The sequence below is a fragment of the Streptomyces sp. NPDC088746 genome (genome assembly GCF_044751065.1).
GTDB lineage: Bacteria > Actinomycetota > Actinomycetes > Streptomycetales > Streptomycetaceae > Streptomyces.
In genome coordinates this window covers 1,469,173-1,486,215 of sequence record NZ_JBIVLA010000002.1, presented here as the reverse complement: position 1 = coordinate 1,486,215, position 17,043 = coordinate 1,469,173, and the positions used below count along the sequence as shown (strand labels likewise).

The following is a 17,043-nucleotide window of genomic DNA, read 5'->3' as shown; positions in this document are numbered from 1 at the left end:
CTTCGCTTCACCAGCTGGCGAACCAGAGATCTGCCCGCCTTCACCGTGCGAGTCATGACGCGAGGTCCACGTCCATGGTCACAAGATTCCCTCCACGCCCGTCCCGCCCACGCGGCCGACTGCGTATCCTCCTCGCCTCCGGAGCCGCCGCCCTGGCGCTGGCCGCCGGATCGGTCGTCCCCGGAAATCCGCTCGCCCCCGCCCCGCAGCAGGCACAGGCCGCCGACGGCAAGTCGACGCTCACGGTCGCGGTCGCGCAGAGCGTCGACTCCCTGAGCCCGTTCCTCGCGCAGCGGCTCGTCTCCACGAGCATCAGCCGGCTGATGTACGACTTCCTGACCAACTACGACGCCAAGGACAACCACACGATCCCCGGGCTCGCCACCGAGTGGGAGACGTCGGCGGACAAGCTGACGTGGACGTACACCATCCGGGACGACTCGAAGTGGTCGGACGGCGAGAAGGCCACCGCCGAGGACGCGGCGTGGACCTTCAACAAGATGATGACCGACGAGGGCGCCGCGACGTCGAACGGCAGCTTCGTCTCCAACTTCAAGAAGGTGACCGCGCCCAGCCCGGACAAGCTGGTCATAGAGCTGAAGCAGCCTCAGGCCACGATGACGGCGCTGGACGTGCCCATCGTTCCCAGGCACGTCTGGGAGAAGGTCGGCGACTTCTCGAAGTTCAACAACGACACGAAGTTCCCGATCGTCGGCAACGGGCCGTTCATCCTGACGGACTACAAGGTCGACAGCTATGTGAAGCTCAAGGCCAACAAGGACTTCTGGCGGGGTTCGCCCAAGTTCGACGAGCTCGTCTTCCGGTACTACAAGGACCAGGACGCAGCGGTCGCCGCCCTCCGAAAGGGTGAAGTTTCCTTCGTCGCCGGAAGCCCGAGCCTGACCCCCGCGCAGGCGACGGCGCTGAAGTCCACCGACAACATCAAGGTGAACGACGCCCCCGGCCGGCGCTTCTACGCCCTGGCCACCAACCCCGGCGCGCAGACCAAGGACGGCAAGAAGTTCGGCGACGGGCACCCGGCGCTCCAGGACCAGAAGGTCCGTCAGGCGCTCTTCATGTCCGTGGACCGCACGGCCATCATCGACAAGGTCTTCCAGGGCTACGCCGTGGAGGGCGAGGGCTACATCCCGCCCCGCTTCGGCTCGTACTTCTGGAAGCCGTCGGCCGAGCAGAAGCTCGCCTACGACCCCGCGAAGGCGGGCGCCCTCCTCGACGAGGCGGGCTACAGGAAGAACGGCGCGGGCAAGCGGACCGGCAAGGACGGCAAGCCGCTCGACTTCCGCATCCTGTGCCACGCCACGGACCCCAACGACAAGGCGATCGGCAAGTACCTCCAGGAGTGGTGGGGCGAGCTCGGCATCGGTCTGAAGGTCGACTGCCGGGACAACGTCTCCGACCCCTGGTACGCCGGTGAGTACGACCTCGCCTTCGACGGCTGGTCCGTCAACCCGGACCCCGACTTCGTCATGTCGATCCACACCTGCGCCGCGCTCCCGGCGAAGGCGAAGCAGACGGCGGCGACCGACAACTTCATCTGCGACAAGCAGTACGACGAGCTGTACGCGAAGCAGCTGGCCGAATACGACCCCGCCAAACGGGCCGACCTGGTGAAGCAGATGGAGTCGCGGCTGTACGACACGGGGTACATGAATGTCATGGCGTACCCGAATGCCGTCGAGGCCTACCGCACCGACCAGATCAAGTCGATCACGACCATGCCCTCGGACGCGGGCAACATCTACGGTCAGGACGGTTACTGGAGCTGGTGGTCGGCGGTCCCGGCCGCCGGTGCGTCGGGCGACTCGTCCGGCGACGGCGGCGGCTCCACCGGAGTCCTCGTCGGTGTCGGTATCGCTGTAGTCGTCCTCGCCGGTGGCGGGCTGCTGTTCGCCATGCGTCGTCGTTCCACCGCGGAAGACCGTGAATAGTCCATGAGCACAGAAAGCACTCCCGCGCTCCTGAAGGGCGCGGCGGGCGTGGACGCTGTGCAGGCCGACGGCCCGGCTCCGGCCGGGCCGTCGGCCCGCAGTCCGCGCACGCGCAGCACGACCGCGTACCTCCGCTATGCGGCGGGCAAGCTGGCCGGTGCGGCCGTCTCGCTGTTCGCCGTGCTCGTCACCAGCTTCTTCCTGTTCCGTCTGATCCCCGGCGACCCGGTCAAGCAGATGACCGGCGGCCGCCAGGTGTCGAACGAGCAGATCGCCGCGATGCGCCGGGAATTCGGCCTGGACCTGCCGCTCTGGCAGCAGTTCACCGAGTACTGCGGCAAGGCCCTGACCGGGGACTTCGGTACGTCGTACCAGTTCCGGGCCCCCGTCATGGACAAGATCGCCGAGGCGCTCCCCGCGACGCTGCTGCTCACCGGCACCGCGTTCGTGATCTACACGGTGATCGGCATCTGGCTGGGCGCCAGGTCCGCCTGGCGCAACGGCTCGGCGGGTGACCGCTTCCACACCGCCTTCGCGCTGACGCTGTACTCGGTGCCCTCCTTCTGGCTCGGTCTGCTCCTGATCATCACCCTGTCGGTCGGCATCGGGCCCATCCCCGGGCTCTTCCCGACCGGTGGCATGGAGTCCGGCAGCGAGAGCGGCTTCGCCTACGTCCTCGACGTGGCCCACCACCTCGTGCTGCCGGTCATCACCCTCGTCGCCGTCGAGTACGCGCGCACCCTGCTGGTGATGCGCTCCTCGCTGCTCGACGAGATGGGCAGCGACTATCTGACGACGGCCCGTGCGAAGGGGCTCCGCGACGACCTCGTACGCCGCCGGCACGCCGTCCCGAACGCGATGCTGCCGACGGTGACGCTGCTCTTCGTCAACCTGGGCAACACGGTGGCCGGTGCCATCCTGGTGGAGACGGTGTTCTCCTGGCCCGGACTGGGCGGACTCTTCTACCAGGCGCTGAGCGTGCCCGACCTGCCGCTGGTGCAGGCGCTGTTCTTCATCTTCGCCGCCGCGGTGATCCTGATGAACACGCTCGCCGATGTGATCTATCCGCTCCTCGATCCCCGGGTGGGCCGATGACGACCACGACCGACGCCGCGCCGGCCCTCGGGCCGCGCGCGCTGACCTGGGCCCGCCGCCGACAGGCCGCGGCCCGCTTCTGGCGGCAGTACCGGAGCCACCGGGCGGGCCTGGCCGGCCTGGCCGTGCTCGGGCTGATCGCCCTGACCGCGCTGACGGCCCCGCTGCTGGTCGGCACGGACTCGCTGAGCGTCACCGACGCGCCGGGCGGCGCCCTGGAGTCGCCGAGCGCCGAGTTCCCCCTCGGCACCGACCAGTTCGGCCGCAGCCTGCTCGCCCTCCTGGTGTGGGGGACGCGGGTGTCGCTGACCGTCGGCCTGCTCGCCGCCTTCCTCTCGGTGGCCATCGGGACGCTGGTGGGCATCACGGCCGGTCACTTCAAGGGCTGGTACGGCAACGTCGTCATGCGGATCACGGACTGGTTCCTCGTGATGCCGACGCTGGTGCTGGCCATCGCGCTCGCCACCGTGCTTTCGCGGTCCCTCTGGACCACGGTCCTCGCCATCGGCGTGACGACCTGGCCGACGACGGCGCGGCTCGTGCGGGCGCAGACGCTGTCCGTGGAGTCCCGTCCGTACATCGAGCGCTCCAAGGCGCTCGGGGGCGGGCACGGCCACATCATGTCCCGCCATGTGCTGCCCAATGTGATGCCGCTGGTGCTCGCACAGACCACGCTGGTGATCTCCACCGCCATCCTCACCGAGGCGACCCTCGCCTTCCTCGGGCTCGGCGATCCCACGATCGTCTCCTGGGGCGGGCTGCTCCAGGACGCCCGTGAGGCCGGAGCGGTCAGCTCCGGCAACTGGTGGTACCTCGCTCCGCCCGGACTCGCCATCGCGGTCGTCGCCCTCGCGTTCACGCTGTGCGGCCGCACCATCGAGTCCGTGCTCAACCCCAAGCTGGGGGTGTCCCGTTGACCGCCGTGAAGACCGAGAGCGTACCGAAACCGGAGACCGGGCAGCCGCTGCTCGACGTCCGGAACCTGCATGTCACCTACGGCTCCGGGGCCTCGGCCGTCCCCGCCGTACGGGGAGTCGACCTGCGGGTCGAGGCGGGCCAGAAACTGGGCATCGCCGGGGAGTCCGGGTGCGGGAAGTCGACGTTGGCACTCGCGCTGCTGAGGCTGCTGCCCGCCACCGCGTCCCTGAGCGGCGAGATCCTGCTGGACGGCGAGGACGTCCTCACCATGAAGTGGGGGCGGCTGCGCGCCGTGCGCTGGGCGGGGGCGTCGATCGTCTTCCAGGGCGCGATGCACTCGCTGAACGCCGTGCACCGCATCGGGGACCAGATCGCCGAACCGATCCTGCTGCACGGCAGGGGAACCCCGGCGGCCGCCCGCAGGCGCGCCGGTGAGCTGCTGGAACAGGTGGGGCTTCCGGCCGCACGCGCGGACGCCTATCCGCACGAGCTGTCCGGCGGTCAGCGCCAGCGCGTGATGATCGCGATGGCGCTGGCCTGCGATCCGCGGCTGATCATCGCCGACGAGCCCACCACGGCCCTCGACGTGATGATCCAGGCGCAGATCCTGCGGCTGATCGAACAGCTCGTCAGCGACGAGGGCCTCGGTCTGATCATGATCAGCCACGACCTGGCGGTGCTCTCCGACACCTGCGACCGGCTGTCCGTGATGTACGCGGGCCGGGTCGTCGAGGAGGGGCCGGCCAAGAAGGTCTACGAGAACGCCCGTCACCCCTACAGCAGCGCCCTGTCGGCCGCCTTCCCGCGGATCGGCGACCTCTCGTCGCGGCACGCGCCACGCGGCCTGCCGGGCGATCCCCCGGACCCGTCGGCGCTGCCCTCCGGCTGCACGTTCCATCCGCGCTGCGCAGCCGCGCTGGACTCCTGTGCCACCGAGGACCAGGAGCTGCGGCCGGCCGGCCCGTCCCGGCGGGCGGCCTGTGTGCTGGTGGAGCCGGAAGCCACCGTGACGCCCGGGCCGCACGGCGGTACCGAGGAAGCAAGGAGCACCTCATGACGACCACTCCCCCGGCTCCCCTGCTCAGCGCCCAGGCGCTGAAGGTCGCGTTCCCCGGGCGGCGCGGGGCGGCGACCGCGCGTGCGGTCGACGGGGTGGACCTCGACATCCGTCCCGGTGAGATCGTCGCCCTGGTCGGCGAGTCGGGCTGCGGGAAGACGACGCTGGCCCGGTCGCTGCTCGGCCTGGTGCCTCCCACGGCGGGCCGGGTCACCTTCGGCGGCGAGCCCCTCGACTACGCGGGCCGGGCGCTGAAGGCGTACCGCAAGCGGGTGCAGCTGGTGCTCCAGGACCCCAGCGGTTCTCTCAACCCCCGCCACACGGTGTACGACGCGGTGGCGGAGGGCCTGCGCATCCACGGCTACCCGGGCGACGAGCGGGAGGCCGTGGCCGGGGCACTGTCGCGGGCGGGACTGCGGCCTCCGGAGCGGTTCTTCCTGCGCTACCCGCACGAGCTGTCCGGCGGTCAGCGCCAGCGCGTCGTGATCGCGGGCGCACTGGTCCTGGAGCCGGAGCTGATCGTCGCGGACGAGCCCGTGGCCTCGCTGGACGCCTCCGTACGCGGCGAGATCCTCGCGCTCCTGCTGCGGCTGCGGGACGAACTGGGTCTCTCCGCACTGGTGGTGACGCATGATCTGGGACTGGCGTGGAACATCGCGGACCGGGTGGCGGTGATGTATCTCGGCCGGATCGTGGAGACGGGTGAGGTCGAGCAGATCCTCACGGCTCCCCGGCACCCGTACACCCAGGCGCTGCTGTCGGTGCTGCCGGAGGCGGACGGTGAGCCGGTGCTTCTGACGGGCGAGCCGCCGGACCCCTCGAAGGTCCCGTCCGGCTGCCGCTTCCACGCCCGGTGCCAGATCCTGGCCTCGGGCGAGGCGGAGCGCGCCGGAGTCGCGGACGCGTGCCGCACGAAGGACCTGCCGGTGCTGGAGGGGGACGGCCGCACCCAGGTGGCCTGCCACTGGGCGGCCGCGGGGGCGGGCGCCTCCTAGGCGCCGCCGCGCGGACGGGCGTCTACCGGACGCCGCCGCGGCCGTGGTGGATCGCGCCGGCCAGCTCCCCCAGGGGGCGGCCGGTGCCGCCCCAGCGGTGCTGGATGATCTCGGCGGCGATGGAGACGGCCGTCTCCTCGGGCGTACGGGCGCCGAGGTCGAGGCCGACGGGTGAGGCGAGGCGAGTCAGTTCCGCCTCCTCCACCCCCGCCTCCCGCAGCCGGGCGATCCGGTCGGCGTGGGTGCGGCGGCTGCCCATCACACCGATGTACGCGGCCGGTGTGCGCAGCGCGGCGACGAGCAGGGGGACGTCGAACTTCGGGTCGTGGGTCAGGACGCAGACGACGGTGCGCGCGTCCACCGGGGTCGACTCCAGGTAGGTGTGCGGCCAGGCGCAGACGACCTCGTCCGCCGTGGGGAAGCGCTCCCGGGTGGCGAAGGCGGGGCGGGCGTCGCACACCGTCACCCGGTAGCCGAGGAAGGACCCGATCCTCGCGGTGGCCGCCGCGTGGTCGATGGCCCCGAAGACGAGCATGCGGGGCGCGGGGGCGTACGTCTGGACGAAGACGGTGACGTCCTGCATCCGGCGCTCGCCGTGCGCGCCGTACCGGACGCTGCCCGTGGCCCCCTGAGCGAGCAGCCCGCGCGCGTCGTCGGTGACGGCGGCGTCGAGACCTCCGTCGCCGAGCGAACCGCTGACATCGCCGGTCAGGACCACCCGGCGCGCGCCGGGCCGCGCCGCTCCGGACACCACGGTGGCGAGCGCGACGGGTTCTCCTGCGGCGACGGTCTCGACGAGTTCCCGCAGTCCGTCCCGGTCGGCCGCCGAGACGAAGGGCTGCACCAGAACGTCGATCGTGCCGCCGCAGGTCAGCCCGACGCCGAAGGCCTCGTCGTCGCTGATGCCGTAGGTCCGCAGCTCCGTACGGCCGGTGGTGAGCGTTTCCGTGGCGACCTCGTACACGTCGCTCTCCACGCACCCGCCGGAGACGCTGCCCGCCACCGCGCCCGTCGCGGACACCGCCATGAGGGCGCCGGGGGCCCGGGGCGCGCTGCCCCGCACCCCGACGACCGTGGCCAGGGCGAAGGGCGTACCGGCCGTGTGCCAGTCGCGCAGTTCCGACAGCAGTTCACGCATGGGCGGGCGTCCTCCCGGGCTCGACGGGCTCCTGCCCCCGACCATGCCCCGGTGCCGGCGCCCGCACCACAGGAAGGCGTCAGGCCCGCTCGTACGCCGCGGTCAGCTCGCTGGAACGCTTCACGTCGGCGGCCATCGCGACGAGCAGGTCGTCGATCGACTCGAACTTCAGCATGCCGCGTACGTAGGCCAGGAAGTCCACCGCGACGTGCAGTCCGTACAGGTCGAGGCCGACGCGGTCGATCGCGTACGCCTCGACGGTCCGCTCCGTGCCGTCGAACTGCGGGTTCGTGCCCACGGAGATCGCGGCGGGCATCGCCTCGCCGTTCACCGTGAGCCAGCCGGCGTAGACGCCGTCGGCGGGGATCGCGGTGTGCGGCAGGGTCTCCACGTTCGCCGTGGGGAAGCCGAGCTCGCGGCCGCGCTGGGCGCCGCGCACCACGACGCCCTCGACGCGGTGCGGGCGGCCGAGGATCTCGGCGGCCCCCGCGACGTCGCCCTCGGCGATCAGACGGCGGGTGAGCGTGGAGGAGAACGGCTCGCCGCCGCCCGCGTCACCGCTCACGTAGAGGTCGATGACCTCGACCTGGAAGTCGTACGTCGGACCGAGCTCGGCGAGGAAGGTGACGTTGCCCGCCGCCCGGTGTCCGAAGCGGAAGTTGGGGCCCTCGATGACCAGCTTCGCGTGCAGCTTGTCGACGAGCACCTTCACGACGAAGTCCGCGGGCGAGAGCTTGGAGAACTCGGAGGTGAACGGCAGGATCAGCACGGCGTCCACCCCCAGTCCCGCCATGAGCTCGGCACGCCGCTGGTGCGGTGCGAGCAGCGGCGGGTGCGTGCCGGGGCGGACGACCTCGCTGGGATGCGGGTCGAAGGTGACGACGACGGAGGGCACACCGAGCTCGCGCGCCCGCTCCACGGCACGGCCGATGATCAGCTGGTGTCCGCGGTGCACCCCGTCGTAGGAGCCGATGGTGACGACGCTGCGCCCCCAGCCCTCAGGGATGTCCTCCAAGCCACGCCAGCAGTGCACTCTGACCGCTCCTCGCCCGAACCTGTGTACGTGTGTATGTCCATTACGCAGGTCTAAGACTGCCATGCTCACGTCCCACGGCCTGCATCGGCATAGGGATCCCGGGCCGCGAACCTTCCAGTGCCTCCAACGTGCGCCGGGCGCCGGGGCCCACGACGGCGGCCCACTCCTGCGGGGCGTCCGCCAGCCAGCGGCCGACGAGCGCGGCGAATCCGGGAACGTCCCGGGCGAGTTCGACCAGTCCGCGGTCGAAGCGCGCCGCACCCTCGGGCGTCCGTACGAGGAGCATCCCGGTGCGGTGCACCAGAGCCCGTGTACGGGCCTCGGGGCGGCGGCCGGAGCCGGCCGCGGCCGCCCTCAGCAGGGCGTCGAGGACCTCCGGGTCCCTCCCCTTCTCCTGTTCGAACTCCAGCAGGACCTCCAGCAGCTCCGCCCGCAGCGGCCTCGACGCGGCGCTGCCCGTGGCGGCGAGCACCCGGGCCAGCGCGGCGCGCACGGACGGGGGTGCGGGGCGGTCCCGCAGCAGCCCGGTCATCAGGGGCAGCAGGAGCGCCCGGGCGGCAGGACTGTGCTCCAGCCGGAGATCCACATAGGCGGCGGCCTGCGCCCCGGAGTCGTCGTCGCCACGGCTGTCGATGTAACGGCGTACGAGCCCGGGGGCGTGCAGGGCCAGGGCCGGGGTGTCCAGGGCGGCCAGCTCCCGCAGGACACCACCGGCGGCCTCCCCGGGCAGCGACAGGCGGGCGCGCAGCGCGGCCAGCACCGGCTCGGGGTGCTCGGGGAACACCTCCGCGAGCAGGCTCACCGGCAGCCGTGGGTCACCGGCGGCGAAGAGCCTCAGGGCCTGCGGCAGGTACCGGCCCCCCGTGCCCGGATCCCGCACGAGGACGGTGAGCGCCTGGGCGTGCAGGGGTGTGTCGTCCGGCCGGGCCAGCAGGGTGAGCGCAGCCCCGCGCAGCAGGGCGCGGTCGGAGGCGGTCAGGGCGCGGGCGGCGGTGAGCGTGGCGTGGACCGCCGCGGCGGCGCGCCGCTCGGGCCGTTCCTCGTCGCGCGCCCACCGGTCGACGGCCCGGCAGAGGGCGGCCGGCTCGTCCTCGCCGAGAGTGGTGAGAAGTTCCGCGGCGCGCGGGTGGTGGGTGTCGACCAGCGCCTCGGTCAGGTCGTCGACGGCGAGGTCCCGGCGGGCGTACAGGAGCGCCTGCGCGGCGGCGGCCACGGTGAGCCGCATCGGCAGGCGCTCCTCGGCCGGCAGGGGGCTCTCGTCGGTGAACCAGCGGCACAGCAGTGCCTGCACGGTCCTGGGGTGGGCGGCCAGGCGCCGGGAGACGGCGTCCAGATACCGTTCGCCGCCGTCCGCGCGGGGGGCGCCGTCGGCGGGCAGGAGACGGCGCAGGAGATCGATCCGGTCGGCCTCGGGCAGCCGGATCCGGCGCCAGAACCACGGCCCGAATTCCGCGTAGGGCCCGAGCGCGGCGGGGCCACCGCCGGACAGGGAGCGCCGGGTGATCCGTCCGGCGAGCACCCGCAGCACCCCGAGGCAGGGCCGGGCGTCGGGGACCCTGAGCAAACTCTCCCGGAGCAGGTGCGCGGCCCACCAGGCGGCGTCGGTGAGCCGCTCCTGCGCACCCGGGCTGGACGGCAGGCGGTCCATCGCCTCGATCAGGTCGGCCATGCGGTGGGCCAGGGCCGCGTGCCCCTGCCGCCGCTCCAGCAGGAGCATCGCCTGGAGGACGGGGCCGATGCGGTGGCGCGGCACAGGAAGGTTGTGGGGTTCGGCCGGGTCCTGCGGGGCGGGCGCGGGCTCCGCGGAGGCCCCGTCCGCGTGCCAGCGGTGGACCAGCGAGTGCAGCGCCGCGTCCAGGTCGAGGTGCGCGCCCTGCACCCAGTCGCCCAGCTCCTCGTGGGCGAAGCGGTATCCCGCGCCCGCCGGGACCAGCAGGCCTTCGGTGAGTACGGCCGAGGCCCAGCCCGTGCGCCAGGGGAAGATCTCCTCGAACGCCGCCCGGTCCAGCTCGCCCTGGCCCGGCCCGAGGCAGCGCCTGGCCGCCTCGTGGACCTGGCCGGCCACCTTCGCCGCCAGTCTGCGGATCGCCGTGCCCCTGAGCCGGGGTTCGGCCTGGGCCCCGATCCGTACGGCGATCCGGACGCAGGCGAGGTCCAGATGGGCGGCGAAGACCTCCTCCGTGCCGGGCCTGCCGGGCACGTCGGGGGGCAGTGCCGCCCGTACCTCGGCGAGCAGGCGCAGCGTGAGCGGGTGCCGGTCGTGGCCGGGAGCGATCGTGCCGGGCGGGATGCCGTACCGCTCCGCCGCCCGCTCGGCCTGTTCCGCCGTGAGGTCGCCGAGCCGGACTGCGGGCGGCAAACCCCCGGCGGGCCGCTCCGGACGGTGCAGGGTCCCCGGGGGGTACAGCGCGCCGGCGGTCTCCCAGTGCTCGGGGCGGCAGGCGACGACCATCCGCACCTCGTGGGCCCGCAGCCACTCGGCCGTCGCCACGGCCCATCCGGCGAGCCGGTGGGCCAGCAGGGGCGGCATCTCCTCCGGGCCGTCCACGACGACCAGGAGCGGGTTCCCGGAGGCCGCGGCGAGGCGGGCCACCCGTTCGGGGGTGGCCGCCTCCATGTCGCCCCTGGCCCCGGCCGCGGTGATGATCCTGCCGGAGCGCTGGAGCGCCCTGGTCATGGCGTCGGTGACCGAGGTGTCGTCGGCCAGCAGGTCGGCTCCGCGCAGCCAGAGCGTCAGTGCGGGCACGGGCCCCCGGGCGCGGCGGCCGGCCAGGGCGGCGAGCTCCGTGGTGCGGCCGGTCCCGGGGGCGCCGACCATGCCGAGCACAGGTCCCGTGCCGGTCTCGAAAGCGGTGAACTCCGCGCTGATGCCGGGGCGTTCGACAGCCTCCGTGCCGCAGGGCCGGCTGTCCGCGTGGCCGAGCGAGGTGGCGGTCAGCTGGAGCGCCCCCGCGAGGTTGAGGTCGTGCCCGTACCCCGGAACGCTGTTCGCGTTGCGGCGGAGCACCTCGGCCAGCGGCGCCGGGGCGTCCGGGGGAGCCAGCGGCACCGCGAGCCCGGCGGTCTCGCGCCCGGCGGTCAGCGCCGTCGAGAGCACGCCGAGGACGGCACCGGTGCGCGGGTCCGTCACGGGCCCGCCGACGGCGGCGCCGCCGGACCTCAGTGCGTCACGCCCGTCCGTACCGAGGGCGAGCTCCAGCGCGTCGGTCACGGGGTGGTCGCGTCCGCCTTCGGAGTACGTCGCGGGGGTCGTCCCGAGCACCCGTGCCTCGCGCCAGCCGTGGGCGGCGATCCGGACATAGGTGCCCGTCCCGATCTGCTCCCGTACGGCGATGGGGAGCGGCTCCACCCCGAGGGTCCCGGGGCCGCCGGTGCGCAGCAGGGCGAGGCCGAGAGCGGGCAGCTCGGTGATGTCGTCGGGGCCGACGGGGCAGCTGAGGCCGTCGGCGGAGTGCAGCGTGAGGGGAACGGAGCGTGCGAGGGCCTGATGGCTGGTGACGACCGTGCCCCGGTCGTCCGCGACGAATCCGGTCCCCCGCGGCCGGCCGGCCTGATCGCAGATCTTCACAAGTTTCGACCGGTCCCCGCTGCCCATGGTCCGACGGTAGGTCCCAGATGATCGCCACAGGAAACGCGCGGGGCGAAAGCGCCCCCCTCGCACCCCCCGGTCACTCCGAGCGCCCGTCCATTGGGGTGAATCGGCGGGTTCTTGTGGACAGGGATGGTCGCGGGAGGGGGATCGTGGAGCGGGCACGCACCGGGGGGGCTGCCCGCTCCACGACGGGCCGGACCCATGGGGAGCCCGCGCGACCTTCGTCGGACGGAGACGTCAGGCGAAGACGGCGAGGCTCTTGGCCTTGCCCTTCTGCTCCTCGACGAGCACGAGGAACGCCCCGTCGGGCCCGAAGACCCCGACCGGCCCCGGCGGATACGACGGCATGTCCAGCCGCACGCCGTTGAGCAGCAGCTTGGCGCGCTTCTCGTCGACATCCCAGCGCGGGAAGGCGGACGCGGCGGCCTCGGCCACCGGCATCACGGTCAGCTCCTGCTGGTGCTGGTCGAGGGTGCGCGCCGCGTCGAGGCCGTACGGTCCGACGCGGGTGCGCCGCAGCGCGGTCAGGTGCCCGCCCACGCCGAGCCCGGCGCCGAGGTCGCGGGCGAGGGCGCGGATGTACGTACCCGAGGAGCAGACGACGGAGACGACCAGGTCGACGACCGGGGTGCCGTCCTCCGCGACGGCCTCACGGACGTCGTAGACCCGGAAGGACGAGATGGTCACCGGGCGGGCCGGGATCTCGAACTCCTCGCCGCCGCGCACCCGGGCATAGGACCGCTTGCCGTCGATCTTGATGGCGCTGACCTTGGACGGCACCTGCATGATCGCGCCGGTCAGTGCGGCGACCCCGGCGTCGATGCCCTCGCGGGTCACTCCCGAGGCATCGGTGGACGAGGTGATCTCGCCCTCCGCGTCGTCGGTGACGGTGTCCTGGCCGAGCCGGATCGTCCCGAGGTACTCCTTCTCGGTCAGTGCGAGATGCCCGAGCAGCTTGGTGGCTCTCTCGACGCCCAGGACGAGGACGCCGGTCGCCATCGGGTCCAGCGTGCCGGCGTGGCCGACCCGGCGGGTGCGGGCGATGCCGCGCATCTTGGCCACGACGTCGTGCGAAGTGAAGCCGGACGGCTTGTCGACGATGACAAGGCCGTCCGGCGTTTTGTTCTGCGTCATGCGGAAGGTGAGCCCTCGCCGTTCTCGTCCTCGTCCTCCGGCTTGCGGTACGGGTCCGCGTCTCCGGCGTACGCGGCACCGGAGGACGCCTCGCGCACCTTGGCGTCCGAGGCACGTGCCCGGTCGAGCAGGTCCTCGATCGCCTTGGCGTTGTCCGGCAGGGCGTCGGCCACGAAGGCCAGCGTCGGGGTGAACTTCGTCCCCGCCGCCGCACCGACCGCCGAGCGCAGGATGCCCTTGGCGCTCTCCAGGCCGGCGGCCGCGCTGGCCCGCTCCTCGTCGTCGCCGTAGACCGTGTAGAAGACCGTGGCCTCCCGCAGGTCGCCGGTGACACGGGTGTCCGTGATGGTCACGTGCGTACCCAGACGCGGGTCCTTGATACCGCGCTGCAGTTTCTCGGCGACCACCACCTGGATGAGGTCCGCCAGCTTCTTTGCCCGCGCGTTGTCGGCCACTGGTCCTTCTCCTTCTGATACGTGCTCAGTCTTCTTCGTCGTTGTGCAGCCGCCGTCGTACGGACAGCAGCTCCACCTCCGGCCGGCCCGCGATCATGCGCTCGCACCGGTCGAGTACGTCTGTGAGGTGCCCGGTGTCCCCGGAGACCACGGCAAGACCGATCTGGGCCCTGCGGTAGAGGTCCTGGCCGCCCGTCTCCGCGACGCTCACCGCGAACTTGCGGTGGATCTCGGCGACGATCGGGCGGACGATGGAGCGTTTCTCCTTCAACGACCGTACGTCGCCGAGGAGCAGATCGAAGGACAGTGTCCCCACATACATGTATGTCCGGATGTCCCGCCGGTTCGGGTTCGGGGTCCGGGGTCGTCCCCCGGACTGGCACAGCCACGCCCCGCCTTCACCCGGCGGGGACATCCGAACCGTACACGGAACGGCCGGGGCCGATCGACGGAAATACGACCCGTCGACCGGCCCCGACCGTGCAGGAGAGCCCCGGGGTCTCCCCCGGGGTTCCCCGTGGATCAGCCTCGCGGCTTCTCGCGCATCTCGTACGTCGCGATGACGTCGTCGATCTTGATGTCGTTGAAGTTTCCGAGGTTGATACCGCCCTCGAAGCCTTCGCGGATCTCGGTGACGTCGTCCTTGAAGCGGCGCAGACCGGAGATGTTGAGGTTCTCCGCGATGACCTTGCCATCGCGCAGCAGGCGCGCCTTGGTGTTGCGCTTGACCTCGCCGGAGCGGACCAGCACACCGGCGATGTTGCCCAGCTTGGACGAGCGGAAGATCTCGCGGATCTCCGCCGTACCGAGCTCGACCTCTTCGTACTCCGGCTTGAGCATGCCCTTGAGGGCCGCTTCGATCTCTTCGATCGCCTGGTAGATGACCGAGTAGTACCGGACGTCCACGCCCTCGCGCTCGGCCATCTGCTCGGCACGCCCTGCGGCGCGCACGTTGAAGCCGATCACGATGGCGTCGGAGCCGGTCGCCAGGTTGATGTCCGACTCGGTGACCGCACCCACACCGCGGTGCAGGACCCGGATGTCGACCTCTTCACCGACGTCGAGCTGGAGCAGCGAGGACTCGAGAGCCTCCACCGAACCGGACGCGTCGCCCTTGATGATGAGGTTGAGCTCCTGGACCAGACCGGCCTTGAGCGCCTCGTCCAGGTTCTCCAGGGAGAACCGGACACCCTTGCGGGCGAAGTTGGCGTTGCGCTCGCGGGCGGCCCGCTTCTCGGCGATCTGACGCGCCGTGCGGTCCTCGTCGACGACCAGGAAGTTGTCGCCGGCACCCGGGACGTTGGTGAGACCCAGGACCAGGACGGGGGTCGAGGGACCCGCTTCCTGGACGTTGTTGCCGTTGTCGTCGAGCATCGCCCGGACGCGGCCGTACGCGTCGCCGACGACCATCGTGTCGCCGATGCGCAGCGTTCCGCGCTGGACGAGGACGGTCGAGACGGCACCGCGGCCACGGTCGAGGTGGGACTCGATCGCAATACCCTGCGCGTCCTGCTCCGGGTTGGCCCGCAGGTCGAGCGAGGCGTCGGCGGTGAGGACGACGGCCTCCAGCAGTGCCTCGATGTTGAGGCTCTGCTTGGCGGAGATGTCGACGAACATCGTGTCGCCGCCGTACTCCTCGGCCACCAGACCGAACTCGGTGAGCTGACCGCGCACCTTGGTCGGGTCGGCACCCTCGACGTCGATCTTGTTGACCGCGACCACGATCGGCACCTCGGCCGCCTTGGCGTGGTTCAGCGCCTCGATCGTCTGGGGCATCACACCGTCGTTCGCCGCCACCACGAGGATCGCGATGTCGGTCGACTTCGCACCACGTGCACGCATGGCGGTGAACGCCTCGTGACCCGGGGTGTCGATGAAGGTGATACGGCGGTCCTCGCCGTTGACCTCGGAGGAGACCTGGTACGCACCGATGTGCTGCGTGATACCGCCGGCCTCGCCCGCGACGACGTTCGTCTTGCGGATCGCGTCCAGCAGCCGGGTCTTACCGTGGTCGACGTGACCCATGACGGTCACGACCGGCGGACGGGAGACCAGGGCCTCTTCGCCGCCCTCGTCCTCACCGAACTCGATGTCGAAGGACTCGAGCAGCTCGCGGTCCTCCTCCTCCGGGCTGACGATCTCGAGGACGTAGTTCATCTCGTCCGCGAGGAGCTTCAGCGTCTCGTCGGAGACGGACTGCGTGGCGGTGACCATCTCGCCGAGGTTCATCATCACGGCGACGAGCGACGCCGGGTTGGCGTTGATCTTCTCCGCGAAGTCGGTCAGGGACGCGCCGCGCGACAGCCGGACAGCCTGCCCGTTGCCGCGAGGCAGCATGACGCCGCCCACCGACGGGGCCTGCATGGCCTCGTACTCCTGGCGCCTCTGACGCTTCGACTTGCGACCACGACGCGCGGGACCACCGGGACGGCCGAACGCACCCTGTGTGCCACCACGGGCACCCGGGCCGCCGGGACGTCCACCGAAGCCGGGACGACCGCCGAAGCCGCCGCCACCACCGGGACGGCCCGCACCGCCACCACCGGGACCGCCGGGACGGCCGGCGAAGCCGCCGCCACCGCCACCGGGACCGGCCGGACGGCCTGCGAAGCCGCCGCCACCGGGACGACCGCCGCCGCCACCCGGGCGACCGCCGCCGCCACCGGGACCACGGCCACCGCCGGGGCCACCGCCGGGACGCGGGCCGGCAGCGGGACGCTGCGGCATCATGCCGGGGTTCGGACGGTTACCCGAGGGGGCACCGCCCGGACGGGGAGCCTGCGGACGGGGCATGCCGCCCGGAGAGGGACGTGCGCCACCCTGGCCCTGGGGGCGCGGGGCGCCGCCGGGACCACCCTGGGGGCGCGGGGCGCCGGGGCGCTCCTGACCGCCGCCGGGGCGCGGGGCACCGCCGGGACGGGGCGCCTGGGGGCGCGCCATGCCGGTGGAACCGCCGGAGGTGAAGGGGTTGTTGCCCGGACGGGGACCGGCCGGGCGAGAGCCGCCAGGTCGCCCGGAGGGACCGGGGTGTGCGCCCTGGCCTGCGGGGCGGGCGGGGCGGTCGCCGCCACGCTCGCCACCACGGCCGCCGTCACGCTGACCAGCGTCGCGGCCACCGTCGCGCTGACCGCCGGCCGGAGCCGGACGGGCGGGGCGGGGACCGGGGGTGGCACCCGCGGGACGCGGGGCCTGCTGCGGCGCGGCCGGCTGCTGGGCCGGAGCCGGTGCCGAGAACTCCGCGGCGGGCACCGGGGTGACCGGGGCGGGCTTCGGCGCGGGCTTGGGGCCCGGACGCGGGCCCGCGGACGGCGCGGAGGGCGCCGCGGGGGTGCTGCTCGCCGGAGTCTCCGCGGCGGCCGGCTTGGGGGCCGGGGCGCCGGGCTTCGGGGCAGCGGGACGTGCCGCAGCGGCCGGGGAGGGCGCTGCGGGCTTCGAGGGGGCGGCCTTGCGGGGCGCGCCAGGCTTTGCAGCGGACTTGCCGGCGTTGCCACCGGGACCCTGCAGTGCGTCAGTCAACTTGCGTACGACCGGCGCCTCGATCGTCGAGGACGCCGAACGGACGAATTCACCGAGTTCTTGGAGCTTGGCCATGACGACCTTGCTCTCAACCCCGAACTCCTTGGCGAGTTCGTATACCCGGACCTTAGCCACTTCGCTCCTTTTAGGTCCGGGTT

Annotated in this window: 12 protein-coding genes; 5 read left to right on the top strand and 7 right to left on the bottom strand. The window is 72.4% G+C overall.

The window, feature by feature from the left end; all coding sequences use genetic code 11:
• Positions 1-74: 74 nt before the first annotated feature.
• The 5 genes from ACIP63_RS14295 to ACIP63_RS14275 are packed head-to-tail and all read left to right on the top strand — an operon-like array spanning position 75 to position 6,014.
• Entirely contained in the window at positions 75-1,949 is a 1,875-nt protein-coding gene (locus ACIP63_RS14295; protein ID WP_401514924.1) for an ABC transporter substrate-binding protein, read from the top strand.
• 3 nt (positions 1,950-1,952) lie between these two features.
• Complete coding sequence (locus tag ACIP63_RS14290) at positions 1,953-3,044, top strand: ABC transporter permease (protein ID WP_401514921.1); 1,092 nt, start codon at positions 1,953-1,955, stop codon at positions 3,042-3,044.
• The gene (locus tag ACIP63_RS14285; protein WP_401514918.1) at positions 3,041-3,961 is read left to right on the top strand and encodes an ABC transporter permease; all 921 of its coding nucleotides are present in this window, start codon (positions 3,041-3,043) and stop codon (positions 3,959-3,961) included. The genes ACIP63_RS14290 and ACIP63_RS14285 overlap by 4 nt, the downstream gene beginning before the upstream one ends.
• A complete protein-coding gene (locus tag ACIP63_RS14280; protein ID WP_401514916.1) occupies positions 3,958-5,019 on the top strand; it encodes an ABC transporter ATP-binding protein in 1,062 nt (353 codons plus the stop codon). The genes ACIP63_RS14285 and ACIP63_RS14280 overlap by 4 nt, the downstream gene beginning before the upstream one ends.
• Positions 5,016-6,014 carry an oligopeptide/dipeptide ABC transporter ATP-binding protein gene (locus ACIP63_RS14275; protein WP_401514914.1) on the top strand — a complete coding sequence of 333 codons (999 nt, stop codon included), beginning with the start codon at positions 5,016-5,018 and terminating at the stop codon, positions 6,012-6,014. The genes ACIP63_RS14280 and ACIP63_RS14275 overlap by 4 nt, the downstream gene beginning before the upstream one ends.
• A gap of 22 nt (positions 6,015-6,036) precedes the next feature.
• Here ACIP63_RS14275 and ACIP63_RS14270 read toward each other — a convergent pair whose 3' ends face one another.
• The 7 genes from ACIP63_RS14270 to infB all read right to left on the bottom strand — a co-directional run bounded on the left by ACIP63_RS14270 (position 6,037) and on the right by infB (position 17,020).
• Positions 6,037-7,152, bottom strand: coding sequence for an XdhC family protein (locus ACIP63_RS14270; RefSeq protein ID WP_401514912.1), 1,116 nt, complete (start codon positions 7,150-7,152; stop codon positions 6,037-6,039).
• 79 nt (positions 7,153-7,231) lie between these two features.
• Positions 7,232-8,185, bottom strand: a complete 954-nt coding sequence (locus ACIP63_RS14265; RefSeq protein WP_401514910.1) for a bifunctional riboflavin kinase/FAD synthetase — start codon at positions 8,183-8,185, stop codon at positions 7,232-7,234.
• A 43-nt stretch (positions 8,186-8,228) separates the two neighbouring features.
• Complete coding sequence (locus ACIP63_RS14260) at positions 8,229-11,783, bottom strand: serine protease (RefSeq protein WP_401514907.1); 3,555 nt, start codon at positions 11,781-11,783, stop codon at positions 8,229-8,231.
• Positions 11,784-12,017: 234 nt separating this feature from the next.
• Positions 12,018-12,914 (bottom strand): tRNA pseudouridine(55) synthase TruB, encoded by an 897-nt coding sequence (gene truB / locus ACIP63_RS14255; RefSeq protein ID WP_104789493.1) that lies wholly within the window; start codon positions 12,912-12,914, stop codon positions 12,018-12,020.
• Positions 12,911-13,369, bottom strand: coding sequence for a 30S ribosome-binding factor RbfA (gene rbfA, locus ACIP63_RS14250; protein ID WP_384500998.1), 459 nt, complete (start codon positions 13,367-13,369; stop codon positions 12,911-12,913). The genes truB and rbfA overlap by 4 nt, the downstream gene beginning before the upstream one ends.
• 25 nt (positions 13,370-13,394) lie before the next feature.
• On the bottom strand, positions 13,395-13,691 hold the full coding sequence (locus tag ACIP63_RS14245; protein WP_056792835.1) for a DUF503 domain-containing protein: 297 nt from the start codon (positions 13,689-13,691) through the stop codon (positions 13,395-13,397).
• 200 nt (positions 13,692-13,891) lie between these two features.
• The gene (gene infB, locus ACIP63_RS14240) at positions 13,892-17,020 is read right to left on the bottom strand and encodes a translation initiation factor IF-2 (protein WP_401514903.1); all 3,129 of its coding nucleotides are present in this window, start codon (positions 17,018-17,020) and stop codon (positions 13,892-13,894) included.
• Positions 17,021-17,043: the final 23 nt, after the last annotated feature.

Bases quoted from the DNA above. Each gene is read 5' to 3' on its own strand.
- ACIP63_RS14260 (WP_401514907.1), bottom strand. From the start codon at position 11,783: ATGGGCAGCGGGGACCGGTCGAAACTTGTGAAGATCTGCGATCAGGCC.
- ACIP63_RS14270 (WP_401514912.1), bottom strand. From the start codon at position 7,152: ATGCGTGAACTGCTGTCGGAACTGCGCGACTGGCACACGGCCGGTACG.
- ACIP63_RS14285 (WP_401514918.1), top strand. From the start codon at position 3,041: ATGACGACCACGACCGACGCCGCGCCGGCCCTCGGGCCGCGCGCGCTG.
- ACIP63_RS14290 (WP_401514921.1), top strand. From the start codon at position 1,953: ATGAGCACAGAAAGCACTCCCGCGCTCCTGAAGGGCGCGGCGGGCGTG.
- ACIP63_RS14295 (WP_401514924.1), top strand. From the start codon at position 75: ATGGTCACAAGATTCCCTCCACGCCCGTCCCGCCCACGCGGCCGACTG.
- ACIP63_RS14275 (WP_401514914.1), top strand. From the start codon at position 5,016: ATGACGACCACTCCCCCGGCTCCCCTGCTCAGCGCCCAGGCGCTGAAG.
- truB (WP_104789493.1), bottom strand. From the start codon at position 12,914: ATGACGCAGAACAAAACGCCGGACGGCCTTGTCATCGTCGACAAGCCG.
- ACIP63_RS14245 (WP_056792835.1), bottom strand. From the start codon at position 13,691: ATGTATGTGGGGACACTGTCCTTCGATCTGCTCCTCGGCGACGTACGG.